We start from the raw sequence: 13964 nt of genomic DNA, 5'->3' as shown, positions 1-13964 counted from the left end.
GGTCTCCTACTTGCCTTCCGCCAGCAGCGTCCGGCTCTGGTCCTGCATCTTCGGGAAGATGCTCTCGTCGGCCTTGTTCGTGAAATACGACTCGAACTGCGGCACCATCGCGTTGGTGAGTGCCGCGCCATTGTTGTACACCGGGCACGGAACGAGTTCGCCACTGGTCAGGTAGTGGTTGAAGACCGAGAAGTCCGCGCCCTTGCCGGCCTGCTGGTCGGTCAGTGCCTTCATCGATGCCGCGATGGACGGGAAGAAGGAGCCGTTGAACTTCGCGGCCGTCGTCTGGCACTCCTCGCTCTCCTGGTACTTGACCCACTTCCAGGTCTGGTCGGGATGCTTGCTGCCGGCCCAGAGGTTGTTGCCGTTGGCGTTGGTCATCAGGGCGCGCTTGCCGCCGGCGCCGGCCGGGAGCGGAGCCGTTCCGATCTTCGCGCCCTTCAACGCCGCGTAGGTAGCGGCCTCCCAGGTCCCGCCGACGACCATCGCGACCTTCCCGGACCCCAGTTGCTGGCTGTTGGCCGTGGTGAACTGGTTCAGCTTGGGGGTGTAGCCGTCGTTGGTGAGCGCGCGGACGAGCTGGACCGACTTGACCACCTTCGGGTCGTTGTAGTTGAAGACGGTCGCCCAGTTCTGCTGGTCCGGGATGTTGATCCCGTCGTTCGGGAGCAGCCAGCCCCAGGCGTTCTGGCCGAACGGGTCACCGGTCGACTCGATGTTGCCGAGCCCATACGTCTGTACGGCGTTCGCGTTGAAGCCGGCCTGGTCGCCACGCTTGCCCGCACTGTCGACGGTGAGGTGCTTGATCATCGGCCAGAGGCTGCCGCCGCCGTCGGACGTCCAGTTGAGGGCGGCAACGTCCTTGGCGGTGTAGCCGGCCTTGGCCAGGACATCGGTGTTGTAGTAAAGGGCTCCGGTGGCCCAGTCCATCGGCAGGGCGTACTGCTTGCCGTCCTTGTACTTCCAGCCCTCCGTGCCGATGGCGTACTGGCCCAGGTCGAGCTTGTCCTTGGAGATGTAGTCGTCCAGGGGCAGCAGTTGTCCCTGACCGGCGTAGGACTGCAGGTAGGTCACGCTGTTCATGAACGCGTCGGGCGCGTCACCGGAGACGAATCCCGAGGTGAGCTTGGTGAAGTAGTCGCTGACGTTGTAGTTGGTGATCTTCACCTTGATGCTCGGATTGGCCTTCTCGAAGGCCGGGATGCACTGTTCGTAGGCGATCGCCTGGTCCGGGGACCAGGTCCACCAGTTGACCGTGGTCGTCTCTCCCGAGGCGCCGGAGTTGCCGCCTCCGGAGCAGCCGGTCAGTACTGTGAGCGCGGCCGCCAAAGCGGCAGCAGAGCGGACGAGTCGTGTCCTGTTCACCGTGTCCCCTTTCGGAACGGTCGAGAGTGGGTGGCCGGCTACCGGAGTCCGGTGAAGCCGATCGAGTCGACGATGCGCCGGCCGAAGAGCATGAAGATGACGAGCATCGGGAAGGCCGCGACGAGGGCGGCCGCCATCAGGCCGGCGAAGTCCGGCTGGGTCTGCGGCGAGGCCTGCTGGAAGACGCCGAGGGCAACGGTCAGCGGCTTGACGTTCGAGTTGCCGGCGACCATCAGCGGCCAGAAGTAGTCGTTCCAGGCGTTGATGAAGGTCAGCAACGCCAGCGTGGTCAGCGGACCCTGACTCATCGGGACCGTGATCCGGAACAGCAGCCGGAACCGGCCGAGTCCGTCGATGAGCGCGGCGTCCTCGATCTCGGTCGGCAGTCCGAGCATGAACTGGCGCAGGAAGAAGATGCCGAACGCCGAGAACAGCGCCCCCGGCAGGATCAGGCCGGCGAAGGTGTTGGTGAGACCCAGGTCGTGGATCAGGACGAAGTTCGGGAGCAGCGTCATGATCCCCGGGATCATCAGCGCGCTCAGGAAGAGGCCGAAGACGAGGTCTCTGCCCCGCCAGTGCAGCCGGGCGAACGCGTACGCCGCGAGCAGCGAGGAGAACACCACGAGCACGGTCAACGTGGTCGCGTAAATGACCGAGTTCCGCAGGTAGAGCCCGAGTTGAATGGTGGCGCCGGAGCCGCCCTCGGCGACGGCCTGCTCGCGGGTCGCCAGCCCGAGGACGCGCTCGAACGGCCCGAGGGTGAGATCGACCGGGAGCAGCGAGGACGGGTGGTCGATCAACGCGTAGTTGTTGGACAGCGCCGTACGGAGGATCCAGTAGAACGGGAAGATCGTGACGGCGAGGAAGAGGACGAGGTAGACCCAGGCCACGGTCTTGCCGATGGGCGGTTTGCGGCGTTGCGGTGGCAGATCCGGCCGGGCCGGGGCGTGCGTCACCTGGGGGAGAGTGGTCGTCATGGTTGCGCCCTCAGTTCGTGTCGGACTCGTTGGCTCGCAGCAGCCGCATCTGGACGAACGTGATGGCCAGCAGGAGGATGAACAGGGCCATCGACATCGTCAGCGCGTAACCGAAGTCGAACTCGGCGAAGCCCTTGCTGTAGATGTAGAGCGGCAGCACGTTCGAGGCGTTGGCCGGCCCGCCCTTCGTGGTCACGGCGACCAGGTCGAACACCTGGAACGAGCCGATGACCGTCAGGACCGTCACCAGCGCGAGGATGGGACGTAGCAGCGGCAGCGTGAGGTGCGCGAACATCCGCGGCTCGCTCGCGCCGTCCAGCCGGCCGGCCTCGTAGATCTGCGCCGGAATCGTCTGCAGGCCGGCGAAGATCAGGATCGCGTTGTAGCCCATCGCCTTCCACACACCGATGCACGCGAGTGTCGGGACGACCCACCCCTGGGAGCCGAGGAAGAGGATGTCGTGCCCGGTGACCGCCTTCACGGCCACGTTGACGATGCCGAGTCCCGGATCGAGCATCCACTGCCAGACCAGCGCCGCGACGACGCCGGACACCAGGAACGGCAGCAGCACGAGCCCACGGACGACCGTCGATCGGGTCAGCCGGTGCATGATCACCGCGGTCGCCAGCGACACGGCCAGGCCGAGGACGACGGACAGTACGACGTATTGCACGGTGACGCCGAGCGATTTCCAGAAGACGTCGTCACCGAGAAGACGACGGTAATTGTCCAGACCGGTCCAGGTGGCCGGGGTCAGGATCCGGAATCTGGTGAAGCTCAGGTAAATGCCGCGCAGCACCGGCCCGGCGGCGAAGACGATGAATCCCACGGCGGCCGGAAGAATGAGGACGACCGCGAGCCGCCAGTCCGACCGATGCGCGGGACCCCTGGTTTTTCGGCGATGTGACGGCGTGCCGGTGGCAAGTGTCACCACGGTGAGCTCCTTCGCGGAACAATTGCGGCGAGTCGTTTCAGGAATGACCGCCATGAATGCGGTTCGACTCGAAGGATCAACCTCACCGACATTCAGTCATGCGCGTGCTGCCCGGTGCAACGACGCATACCGGATGGGGAGTATTCGTCCGGCGAATAGGTCAGCTGGCAGGGACGGACCGCGTCCCGGCCGGGCATTCCGCGGCGAGCACGAGGTCGACGAAGGCCTGGGCAGCCCGGCTGAGCGGACGCTCGGAGGGCCACCACACGCCGACATCGCGGTAGAGCTGCGCACTGTCCACCTGGCGCACTTCCAGACCGTCCGTGCGCACCATCGCCGCGGCGAGGCCGTTGATCAGGCCGATGCCGTGCCCGGCCCGGACCATGGCCGCCAGCGTGGTCGGCTGGTGGGAGACGATGCCCCCGGCCGGCTCGATCCGGCTCGACTGCATCGCCGACCAGGCCTCGTAGCCCAGGCTGGGGTCTCCGAGCGGATCGCCGATGGTGATCATCGGGTGCGCCGCCACGTCCTCGAGGCCGATCGCGTCCGCGGCGAGGATCGGATGGCCGGGTGGCGCCAGCACGACGAACGGCTCGCGCCAGAGGCCGCGGTGGATCCAGGCGTGGTCGGCCGGTTCCGGCCGGAGCGGACGGAGGGCGACCGCCGCGCGCCGGTCGGACAGCCACTCGTCGCTGATCTGGACGTCGCCGTCGAGGACGGCGATCTCTAGCAAGGGGTTGGCGGTCCGCAGCTGCTTCAGGATGCCGGGGAGGAACTCCGAGCTCCCGCTGGCGAAACTCGCGATGGCCAGCTTCCCGGTGATCGATCCGGCCGTTGCCCGCAGGTCGGAGACCGTGTCGTCCACCTCGGTCACGATCAGTCGGGCCCGAGGGAGCAGCCGCCGGCCGTCGTCGGTCAGCGTCAGCGGCCGCATGCGCCTTTCGATCAGCACACACCCCAGCGAACGCTCGAGGCTGGCGACGCGCGCCGATACCCGTGGCTGGGAGAGATGCATTCGGGCGGCCGCGCGGGCGAACCCGCCGGAATCGACGACTTCGAGCCAGGTGCGGAGCCAGGCCAGCTCGACATCCATGACCGGCTGCCTCCTTTCCGAACGACCTTGGTGATTCGGACGCTATCAGCCGGGCCGGATGCGATCGGCCATCGGTATTCGTCGTACGAAACCTCTGCATTCGTACTTCGGCGTTGTGGCGGACCAGACCGGCATGTCTGAATGGCGGTGCCGAATGACCTGCGAACAAAGGGGTGTGGAGTGGAGTTCAAGCTGCCGGATGACGCGCTGGGGCTGCTGTCGCCGGCGCAGACCGACCTGGTCCCGGGCGAGGAGGGCAACGTCATCGTCTCGGTCGAGACCTACGCGCTGGCCGTACCGCTGGTGCAGCCGCTCGCAGACTCGACCGCGGCGCTGAAGTCCTGGATCGTCCCGGTGGTGGAGATCCGTACGGCGGACGGCCGGGTCGGTACCGGGATCTCCGGAGTCCATTGCGGACCGGAGCTGCTCTGCCACGTCATCGACCAGTACTACGCACCCGCACTGGTCGGCGCTTCGTCGGAGGACATCCTCGGCACCTGGAAACGGCTCTATTGGTTGCCGACGCACTGGATCGGCCGAGCCGGTGCCGTCCACATGGCCCTCTCGATGGTCGACATCGCCCTGTGGGATCTCGCGGCACAGCGGGGCGGGGTGCCGCTCTGGCGCCTGCTCGGCGGCTCGGCCGATCCGATCGAGACGTACAACACCGATGGCGGCTGGCTGAATCTGAGTGTCGCGGAAGTGGTCCGCGACCTCGGTTCGCTGATCGACCGCGGCTGGCGACGGGTCAAGATCAAGGTCGGCAAGGCCGACTGGCGTGAGGACGCGGCCCGGGTGCGCGCCGTACGGAAGGCGGTCGGTTCGGACATCACGGTGATGGCCGACGCCAATCAGCGGTGGGATCTCGCCACCGCGCAGCGGATCATGCCGGTTCTGGCCGAGGCCGAGCTGGACTGGATCGAAGAGCCCGTGCACGCCGACGATCTCGGCGCGCACCAGCGGCTGCAGGCAGTGGGGACGGTCGATGTCGCTGCGGGGGAGAGTCTGTACTCGTACCACGCGTTCGCCGGTTTCATGGCCGCGGACGCCCTCCGCGTGGTGCAGCCCGACGTGACCCGGCTCGGCGGCGTGACTGAGTGGTTGCAGGTCGCCCACCAGGCGGCGGGGCACAGTCTGCGGCTGGTCCCGCATGCCGGGGACATGATGCAGGTCCATCAGCACCTCGCCGGCGTCGTACTGAGCGAGAGTCCGGCGCTGCTGGAGTTCATCCCGTGGACACAAGACGTCTTCGAGGAGCGCAGCGTCGTGAACGAAGGGTTCGCCGAGCGGCCGCAGGCTCCGGGAGCGTCGACGACTGTCCTCAAGCAGGCCAGGGAGAAGTGGCAGCTCAAGGGCGTCGGCCGGCGGACGTCGAATGACTGATCGGATGGGCAACACCGACCTGCTCGTCCCGCGGATCGGGTTGGGGACCGCTGCCCTGGGCAACTTTCAGCAGGCGATCAGTGACGCGGACGCCGTAGCGGTGGTGGATCGCGCTCTGGCGTTGGGTGTTCGTTACCTCGACACCGCCCCGCTGTACGGGCATGGGCTCGCCGAGTCGAGGGTCGGGCAGGCGGTGGCGAAGGTCGCCCGGGACGAGCTGATCATCTCGACGAAGGTCGGCCGGCTGCTGCGGGAGGACGCTCCGCGGGACGAAACGCAGTACCACGACGGTGTCCCGTTCTACCGGGATGTGCCGGCAGCAGGCCCGGTGTGGGACTTCAGCTACGACGGCGTTCGCCGGTCGGTCGAGGAGAGCCTGGAACGGACCGGGCTCGATCACTTCGACGTCCTCCTGCTGCACGACCCGGACCAGCATCTGGCCGCGGCCGCGTCCACCGGGTACGCCGCTCTCCGCGATCTGCGGGAGGCCGGGTTGGTCCGGGCGATCGGCGCCGGGATGAACAACTCGGCTCCACTGGCCGAACTAGTGCGCTCGTGTGACCTGGATGTCGTTCTGCTCGCGGGTCGCTACACCTTGCTCGATCAATCCGCGCTGTCGGACCTGCTACCGGCGTGCGAAGTCCGGGGGACTTCGGTGGTGATCGGTGGTGTCTTCAACAGCGGGGTACTGGTCGATCCGGTGCCGGGGGCGTCGTTCGACTACATCCCGGCCGCCGACTCGGTCCTCGCCAAGGCTGCGGCGATTCGGGAGGTTTGCCGGCGGTACGGCGTACCCCTCGCTGCGGCCGCACTGCAGTTCCCGTTGGCGCATTCGCGGGTGTGCACGGTGCTGGTGGGGGCTCGGACGATGGACGAGCTCGAGATGGATCTGGCGCTGTTCGACTGCGAGATCCCGGCCGGCCTGTGGACTGATCTGCGCGCCACGGGACTGCTCGATCCCGACGTACCGACACCGGAGTAGGCCATGCGCATCGACGCACATCAGCACTTCTGGGATCCGGCGCGGCACGAGTATCCGTGGATGGCCGGTGACGTGATGGATCCGGTCCGGCGGGCGTTCACGCCGGACGACCTCCGCCCTGTACTGCGTGCGGCGGATATCGACGACACCATCCTGGTCCAGACCATCTCCAGCGTCGCCGAGACACGGGAGTTCCTGCAGTTGGCGGCGGCCACGGACTTCATCGCCGGTGTCGTCGGGTGGGTCGACCTGACATCGCCCGCAGTGGGCGACGACCTGGACGAGTTGCTGGACCGGCCGGGCGGAAGCCGGTTGGTCGGCATCCGCCATCAGGTGCACGACGAGGCGGACCCCGAGTGGCTGGGGAGGGCCGACGTACGACGTGGTCTCGCCGCGGTTCAGCAGCGTGGGTTGACCTACGACCTGCTCGTCCGCGCCCGCGAGCTACCCGCGGCAGTGGATGTCGTCCAGGCCCTTCCAGACCTTCGGTTCGTGCTCGACCACGTGGCGAAACCACGCATCGCGGCCGGTGCCGATCCGGAATGGACAGAGCGGATGCCTGGTCTCGCCGCGGCGCCGAACGTCGCCGTGAAGTTGTCGGGAATGGTCACCGAGGCGAACTGGAGCACCTGGACCGCGGCAGACCTCCGCCCCTTCGTCGAGCGCGTCGTGCACTGGTTCGGTCCAGATCGCCTGCTCTTCGGCTCCGACTGGCCGGTCTGCCTGCTCGCCGGCAGGTACGACGAGATCCGCACCGCACTCGACGCCGCTCTCCCGACGCTGAGCCCGTCCGACCGAGATCTCCTGTACGGCGGCAACGCGAAGCGCACGTATCGGCTCGACGGCTGGTCACGCACGGCCGGCTGACAGCAGGCGCAGATCGCGCCCGCGTTGAACGGCCGACGATCGGTCGCTGGCGCCGAGCTTGGTGTAGATGCGGCGGATGTGGGTGTTCACGGTGTTCAGGGAGACCGACAGCTCGGTGGCGATCTCGGGCCGGGTGAGGTTGGTCGGCAGGTAGCGGAGCACGCGGAGCTCGGTGGGGCTGAGCTTCTCGATCGGCTCCGGAGGTGTGCTGCTGGTCGGGCTGGCGCCGTGGACGGCGTCGAGGATGTCGGTGATGAGTGCGGCGTGCGACGTACCGTGTGGTGGCAGGGCCGTCAGCAGCTGCCAGGCGCCGGTCATCGCGAAGGGGACGATCAGCCGGTCCGGTTCGGCCAGCTGCAGTGCGCGCTCCAGGGCCGCCCGCGCCGCGCGCTCGTCGCCCAGATCCCGGCAGGCGAGCGCGTCCAGGAGGTGAGCCTCGATCAGCGTGGCGTACGGGTTGACCGGGGCGGCGCCATCGAAGACGGGCCGGAGTTCGCGGCGAGCGCCGGCGGGATCGTGCTCGGCGAGACGGATCACCGCGGCCGCGGTGCGGATCTCGCCGGCCGCGGCCAGCTGGTCGTCGACCGCGGCGAGGGTGGCGCGCGCCTGGTCGATCTCCCCGAGACGGGCCTGGGTGGCGATCGTCCAGCCGGTGACTCGCGACGTCAATGCGTGTTTCCCGGTGATCCGAGCGCGCATCTGCTCGGCGGCGCCGAGCTCGGCCAGTGCCTCGGGCAGCCGTCCCCGCGCAGCCCGGAGGATCGCAGTGATCAGGTGGATGAGCAGGCGGACGCCTGGCTCCGCGCCGGCCTCGGTGGCATGCCTGGCGCGCTCCAGCCATTCCTCGCCGCGGTCGAACTCGCCCGCCGAGACGAGGAGCCCGGCGAGCGTCGCCTGGGCCGGTGCGATCACCGGCTCGGCGTCCCAGCCGTGCAGCGCCGCCTGCGCGATGGCGTTGTCGCAATGCTGCCGGGCGAGGGCGTAGGACCGGCCGGTCGCGGCGAAACCGAGGTGGGCGAGGCAGGCCACCTCCAGGTACGGCCGCCCGATGTCGTGGGCGAGGGCCGCGCCCTCCGACAGACTCTTCTCGCTCTCCGCCAGCCGCAGCGACCACGCCTGGGTGACGCCGAGATTCAGCAGCGCGATGGCCCGCAGATCGTTGCCCAGGGCCACATCGGCGTTGGTCTGTCCGTCGGCCGCTGCCGGCAGCGCGTCCACCTGTTCGAAGACGCTGTCGAAGTGACCCCGAAGCCGCGCCGACAGCAGGTCCAGGGATGCGAGAGCCAACCGCAGTTGGCGCCGCCGGTCCGGCGGCGTCGTCTCGGCGTACGCCCTGACCACGTCGAGGTGTGCGTCGGCCTGGTCGAGGTGGAGCTGGTCGAGATCGGCGATCGCGTACACCAGGGCCAGCCCGGGGAAGTCCTCGCCGATCCGGGCCGGGAAGGTGCGCAACAGCACGGCCACGGTCCCGGCCTGACCGTCGAGGGTGAGGCTGAGGGCGTGGTCGGTGAGCAGGTGGGCGGCGTCGGTCCAGTCTCCGGCGGCCTGCAGGTGGTGGATGGCGTCAGCAGTGCCGCCGTGGTCGGCGAACCACCGCGCGGCGATCCGGTGCAGCTCCGGGACGTCTCCGGGGACGGTACGGCGCAGTTCCAACCGGAGCAGACCGCCGAACAGGTGGTGGTAGCGGAACCACGAGCGCGCGGGATCGAGCGACACGACGAACGCGTTGGCGTCCTCGAGATCCAGCAGGATCCGCTCCGATCCTCCTGAGCCGGTGAGGAGGTCGGCCAGCTCGCCGTTGACCTGGTCCAGCAGGGATGTCCGCAGCAGCACGCGTTGTACCTCTGGTGGCTGCCGGTCCAGCATCTCGGCCATCAGGTACTCGGCGACCGTGCGGTCGCTACCGGAGAATTCGGCGACGAACCGTTCCGGCTCCGGGTGCCCGGCCAGGGACAGGACGGCCAGCCGCAGCCCGGCCGCCCAGCCTTCGGTCCGCTCGTACAGCGTGGTCACCGCCTGATCTGGCAGGGTGATCCCGGCGGCGGTCAGCAGCTTGCGCGTCTCGTCCTCGGTGAAGCGCAACTCCGCGGCGCGGATCTCGGCCAGCTCTCCAGCCAGCCGGAGTTGATGCAGCCGTAGCGGAAGGTCGCGGCGGGTGGCCACGATCGCATGGACCTCCGCGGGGAGATTGGTCAGCAGAACAGTGAGCTGCTCGGTGGCCTCGGCGGACGTCAGCTCGTGCAGGTCGTCGATGATCAGGACGACAGGCCCGCCGTACGCCGTGAGCTCGGACAGCACCTTGTCGACCATGGCCCGGCCGTTGAACCCAGGCGCCGGGGGCGGGGCCTCGGTGCCGCGGATCGCGCCCAGCAGGGTGAGCCAGAACAGTTGCGCGTCGTGCTGGCCGGGCTTGACCGACACGAAGGCGATCCGGCGGTCCTGGCGCCGCCGGCCGGCCCACGCCTGGAGTAGCGATGTCTTCCCACTGCCCGCGGGCGCCGAGATGACCGTGACGTGCTTGTCCACCGCTTGGTCCAGCGCGGCGATCAGGTCGCGACGGTCGATGAGCCCGTGCACCCGGTCAGCGTACTCGCGCAGATCACTGGAATCAGGTGACGACCTCTCACCAGCCGGCTGGCGAAGCTGAACCCGTCTTGATCGATGCGGAACGAAACAGAGGGTGATCATGAGTACGTCGAGTGCACGCGAGAGCGACCTGCCGGACTACGTGCCGGTACCAGAGGCGGCCTTCGGCCCGGCCCTCAACGACCAGGGGTTTTTCGTCGGCCGCGTCGAGCGCAACCTGTTCTGGGTCACCGACGGCACCTACCAGTCGGCGTTCCTCGCGACGGCCGACGGCGTGGTCCTCTTCGACGCCCCGCCGACCATCGGCCACAACCTGCGCCGGGCCGTGGACGAGGTCGCGGCGGCCGAGGGTATCGGCAACACAGTGACCCATCTGGTCTATTCGCACCACCACGCCGACCACGCCGGTGCGGCGAACCTGTTCGGCGACGACATCGTGCGGATCGGGCACGTGGAGAGCCGGCGGCTCCTGTTGCGCGACAACGACGCGACCCGGCCCGCGCCGGAGGTCACCTTCGAGGACACGTTCACGCTCGAGGTCGGTGGCGAGCGGGTCGAGCTGGCCTATCACGGGCCTAACCACTCGCCGGACAACATCTACATCCACTTCCCGGACCACGACACACTCATGCTGGTCGACGTCGTGAACGCGGGCTGGGTGCCGATCTACAACCTCAACCTGAGCGAGGACGTGCCCGGGTACATCGGCGCTCCGGCGCGGGCGATGGACTACTCGTGGAACCACTTCATCGGCGGTCACCTCGGCCGGCTGGGGACTCGCGACGACCTGGTCCTGCACCAGCAGTACATCGCCGACATCGTCGACAGCTCGTACGCCGCCCTCGCCTCGATCGACCCGACCCCCTACTTCGTCAAGTACGGCGCAAACGTCTGGGCCGGTGTGGGCGGCTATCTGGACGCCGTCACCGCTGAGGCGGCCGCGCCGGTCATCGCCAAGTACACCGGCGTCCTGGGGGCCGCCGACGTACCCGCCTTCACCACGAGCACGACCTTCAGCATCCTCCAGTCCATCCGCCTCGACCTCGGCACCGGTTCGCAGGTGCACCCATGAGCGCGCGGGTGGCCATCGTGGTAGGCGCAGGTGGCGAACTAGGCCGGTCGACGGCGCAGAAACTGGCGGCCGCCGGGTTCACGGTGGTCGGCGTGGATCGGAACGCCGAGGGTTTGAAGGAGTTGCCGGACGGCATCCGCTCCGAGGCTGGTGACGCGACCGACCCGGCCGTCGCCAAGGAGCTCGTCGACCGGATCGCCGGCGAAGTCGGGCCGCCCGAAGTGCTGGTCAACGCACTCGGCACGTATCACCTGGGCGATGCACTCGATGCGACCCCGGCGGATCTCAGCCTGATGATGGACGTCAACGCGGGGGCCGCACTGTGGCTGACCCAGGCGGTGGCGCCGTACATGCGCGACCTCGGTACGGGCGTCATCGTGCATGTGGCCGCCCGCCCCGGACTGGAGCCGACCGCCGGGATGGCGACGTACGGCGTCAGCAAGGCGGCGCTGGTCCATCTGACCCGCGTGCTCGACCTGGAGCTCCGCCCGCTCGGGATCCGGGTCAACGCCGTCGCACCGCAGCTCCTCGACACTGCGAAGAACCGGCCGTATCTGACTCCGGACGAACTGGCGCACGCGGTCTTGCCGGAGACCGTTGCCGACGTCATCAACTTCCTCGTCAGTGACGCCGCGGCTCCGATCAGCGGTGCCGTCGTACCGACCTATGGCGCCTGACGCCGTACCCCTGGAAAGGTCCGCCATGTCATCCAGTTCGACCACTAATCGCCGCTCGTTCCTCGCCCGTGGCGCGGCGATCGCCTCCGTTCCGGCGCTGGCCACGGTTGCCGGGGGAGTCCTCGCCGAGCCGGCCGCTGCCGCTGTCGACGACACGTTGCCCGACTACGCGCCGATACCGCCGTCCGCCCTCGGGCCGGCCGTCAATGCGCAGGGCTACTTCGTCGGGCGGTTGGAGCGGAACCTGTACTGGGTCACCGACGGCACCTACCAGGCCGCCTTCCTGACCACCAAGGATGGGGTCGTGCTGTTCGACGCACCCCCGAGCATCGGACACAACCTGCAACGCGCCATCGACGAGATCGCGTCCGCCAACGGCGTGTCCAACAAGGTCACGCACATCGTCTACTCGCACCACCACGCCGACCACCTCGGGGCATCCTCCTTGTTCGGCCGTCATGTGGTCCGCGTCGGCCACGTCGAGACGAAGCGGTTGCTTGCCCGGGACAACGATCCGGCCCGGCCCGTACCGGACGTGACCTTCGAGACCCGGCGCACGCTGCGCGTCGGCGGGGAGCGGATCGACCTGGCCTACCACGGCACCAACCACACGCCCGACAACATCTACATCCACCTGCCGGCCCACGACACACTGATGCTGGTCGACATCAACCTGCCTGGCTGGGTGCCGTTCGCCAGCTTCAACATCAACGAGGACGTCCCCGGCTCCATCGCGGCCCCCGCGAAGGCCTTGTCCTACCCGTGGAAGCACTTCATCGGCGGCCACATGGGCCGGACGGGCACCCGGCAGGACATGGTCGTCTACCAGCAGTACGTCGCTGACCTCATCGACGGCGTGAAGAAGGCGCTGGTCGCGGTCGACCCGACCCCGTTCTTCACCAAGTACGGCAACAACACCTGGGCCGCGGTCAAGACCTATCAGGACGCGCAGGCCGACTACGCGGCCGCGCCGGTGATCAAGAAATACACCGGCGTCCTGGCCGCCGCCGACGTCTACACCGCCAGCACCGCCTTCCTCATCCTCGAATCGGTCCGCCTTGACAGCGGTGTCGGCTCGCAGGTCCATCCGTGACGCTCGGCGGATCCTTCGCACTCGGCCCGAGGCAGGTGCACCGGGCCGGGTACGGCGCCATGCAACTGGCCGGCGACGGGATCTTCGGGCCGCCGGGAGATCGCGACGAGGCATTGCGGGTCCTGCGCGCGGCCGTCGCGGCCGGGGTTGACCACATCGACACCGCGCAGTTCTACGGGCCGGGCACAGTGAATCAGCTCATCCGCGAGGCACTGCACCCTTACCCGGACGACTTGGCGATCGTCAGCAAGGTGGGTGCCCGCGGCGACACCGATCCCGCGTTGTTGCGCCAAGGGATCGAGGACAACCTCGCCACGCTCGGCACCCACCGGCTGGCGGCGGTGAACCTGCGGATCACGGATCCGGCCGAAGCCCCGGGCAGGCAGTTCGACGCTCAGCTCGCGGCCCTGATCAAGGCCCGCGAGGACGGGCTGATAGGCGGCATCGGACTGAGCAACATCTCCCGGCCGCACCTGCTGCGGGCCGCCGGCCAGACGGAGATCGTCTGCGTGCAGAACCTCTTCAACCTGGCCGATCAGCGGTCCCTCGACGTCCTCACCGAGTGCGAGGAACGCGCGATCGCGTTCGTACCGTTCTGTCCACTGGGCCTGCCCGGTGAGCAGCGGCACCGGCTGCTCACCGACCCCGGCCTCGCCACGCTCGGCGCACGGCTGGGCGCGTCGCCGGCGCAGCTCGCACTCGCCTGGCTGCTCGATCTCGCTCCGAACATCCTGCTGATCCCCGGAACCCGCACTCGCATCCACCTCGCCGAGAACCTCGCCGCCACCGGCATCAAGCTCGACGACGCGGCCCGCACCGGACTCCGACGGCTAGGCCCCGGTGGCCCTGGCCGCGGTCTGGGACATCGCGCACATCGCGCCTAGAACTGCGCACAGCGCGCCTAGGATCGCGCCGAGGGTCGCGCCTAGGCTCGT

General features: G+C 68.5%; 12 protein-coding genes. 7 read left to right on the top strand and 5 right to left on the bottom strand.

Annotated elements, in window-relative coordinates; translation table 11 throughout:
• Nucleotides 1-6: 6 nt before the first annotated feature.
• From ACXC9Q_RS05110 to ACXC9Q_RS05095, 4 genes are all read right to left on the bottom strand, one after another.
• The gene (locus ACXC9Q_RS05110; RefSeq protein WP_457055296.1) at nt 7-1365 is read right to left on the bottom strand and encodes an ABC transporter substrate-binding protein; all 1359 of its coding nucleotides are present in this window, start codon (nt 1363-1365) and stop codon (nt 7-9) included.
• A 38-nt stretch (nt 1366-1403) separates the two neighbouring features.
• Nucleotides 1404-2342, bottom strand: a complete 939-nt coding sequence (locus ACXC9Q_RS05105; protein ID WP_328521015.1) for a carbohydrate ABC transporter permease — start codon at nt 2340-2342, stop codon at nt 1404-1406.
• A gap of 10 nt (nt 2343-2352) precedes the next feature.
• Nucleotides 2353-3171: a carbohydrate ABC transporter permease gene (locus tag ACXC9Q_RS05100; protein ID WP_457055295.1), complete on the bottom strand. Its 819-nt coding sequence runs from the start codon at nt 3169-3171 to the stop codon at nt 2353-2355.
• A gap of 265 nt (nt 3172-3436) precedes the next feature.
• Complete coding sequence (locus tag ACXC9Q_RS05095) at nt 3437-4369, bottom strand: LysR family transcriptional regulator (RefSeq protein ID WP_457055294.1); 933 nt, start codon at nt 4367-4369, stop codon at nt 3437-3439.
• 180 nt (nt 4370-4549) lie between these two features.
• Between ACXC9Q_RS05095 and ACXC9Q_RS05090 the strand changes: the two genes are divergently transcribed.
• Genes ACXC9Q_RS05090 through ACXC9Q_RS05080 form a run of 3 tightly spaced genes read left to right on the top strand, consistent with a single transcriptional unit; the run spans nt 4550 to nt 7601 of the window.
• Nucleotides 4550-5752 (top strand): mandelate racemase/muconate lactonizing enzyme family protein, encoded by a 1203-nt coding sequence (locus ACXC9Q_RS05090; protein WP_457055293.1) that lies wholly within the window; start codon nt 4550-4552, stop codon nt 5750-5752.
• A complete protein-coding gene (locus ACXC9Q_RS05085) occupies nt 5745-6734 on the top strand; it encodes an aldo/keto reductase (protein ID WP_457055292.1) in 990 nt (329 codons plus the stop codon). Before ACXC9Q_RS05090 ends, ACXC9Q_RS05085 begins: the two co-directional genes overlap by 8 nt.
• Before the next feature lie 3 nt (nt 6735-6737).
• Nucleotides 6738-7601 carry an amidohydrolase family protein gene (locus tag ACXC9Q_RS05080; RefSeq protein ID WP_457055291.1) on the top strand — a complete coding sequence of 288 codons (864 nt, stop codon included), beginning with the start codon at nt 6738-6740 and terminating at the stop codon, nt 7599-7601.
• Here ACXC9Q_RS05080 and ACXC9Q_RS05075 read toward each other — a convergent pair.
• A complete protein-coding gene (locus ACXC9Q_RS05075) occupies nt 7584-10178 on the bottom strand; it encodes a LuxR C-terminal-related transcriptional regulator (protein ID WP_457055290.1) in 2595 nt (864 codons plus the stop codon). The genes ACXC9Q_RS05080 and ACXC9Q_RS05075 overlap by 18 nt on opposite strands.
• Nucleotides 10179-10287: 109 nt before the next feature.
• Between ACXC9Q_RS05075 and ACXC9Q_RS05070 the strand changes: the two genes are divergently transcribed.
• From ACXC9Q_RS05070 to ACXC9Q_RS05055, 4 genes are read left to right on the top strand one after another with little or no spacing between them, the layout of a single operon-like run.
• Nucleotides 10288-11259: an MBL fold metallo-hydrolase gene (locus ACXC9Q_RS05070; RefSeq protein WP_457055289.1), complete on the top strand. Its 972-nt coding sequence runs from the start codon at nt 10288-10290 to the stop codon at nt 11257-11259.
• Nucleotides 11256-11936 carry an SDR family NAD(P)-dependent oxidoreductase gene (locus ACXC9Q_RS05065; protein WP_457055288.1) on the top strand — a complete coding sequence of 227 codons (681 nt, stop codon included), beginning with the start codon at nt 11256-11258 and terminating at the stop codon, nt 11934-11936. Before ACXC9Q_RS05070 ends, ACXC9Q_RS05065 begins: the two co-directional genes overlap by 4 nt.
• 25 nt (nt 11937-11961) lie before the next feature.
• A complete protein-coding gene (locus tag ACXC9Q_RS05060; RefSeq protein ID WP_457055287.1) occupies nt 11962-13029 on the top strand; it encodes an MBL fold metallo-hydrolase in 1068 nt (355 codons plus the stop codon).
• Nucleotides 13026-13913, top strand: a complete 888-nt coding sequence (locus ACXC9Q_RS05055; RefSeq protein ID WP_457055286.1) for an aldo/keto reductase — start codon at nt 13026-13028, stop codon at nt 13911-13913. The genes ACXC9Q_RS05060 and ACXC9Q_RS05055 overlap by 4 nt, the downstream gene beginning before the upstream one ends.
• The last annotated feature ends 51 nt before the right edge of the window (nt 13914-13964 follow it).

The sequence above is a fragment of the Kribbella sp. CWNU-51 genome (genome assembly GCF_054073265.1).
The sequence above is the reverse complement of the archived record's forward strand: the minus strand, read 5'-3'. Positions and strand labels throughout refer to the sequence as shown.

Excerpts from the sequence above, each read along its gene's own strand:
- ACXC9Q_RS05085 (WP_457055292.1), top strand. The coding sequence starts at position 5,745 with ATGACTGATCGGATGGGCAACACCGACCTGCTCGTCCCGCGGATCGGG.
- ACXC9Q_RS05065 (WP_457055288.1), top strand. The coding sequence starts at position 11,256 with ATGAGCGCGCGGGTGGCCATCGTGGTAGGCGCAGGTGGCGAACTAGGC.
- ACXC9Q_RS05105 (WP_328521015.1), bottom strand. The coding sequence starts at position 2,342 with ATGACGACCACTCTCCCCCAGGTGACGCACGCCCCGGCCCGGCCGGAT.
- ACXC9Q_RS05070 (WP_457055289.1), top strand. The coding sequence starts at position 10,288 with ATGAGTACGTCGAGTGCACGCGAGAGCGACCTGCCGGACTACGTGCCG.
- ACXC9Q_RS05060 (WP_457055287.1), top strand. The coding sequence starts at position 11,962 with ATGTCATCCAGTTCGACCACTAATCGCCGCTCGTTCCTCGCCCGTGGC.
- ACXC9Q_RS05080 (WP_457055291.1), top strand. The coding sequence starts at position 6,738 with ATGCGCATCGACGCACATCAGCACTTCTGGGATCCGGCGCGGCACGAG.
- ACXC9Q_RS05095 (WP_457055294.1), bottom strand. The coding sequence starts at position 4,369 with ATGGATGTCGAGCTGGCCTGGCTCCGCACCTGGCTCGAAGTCGTCGAT.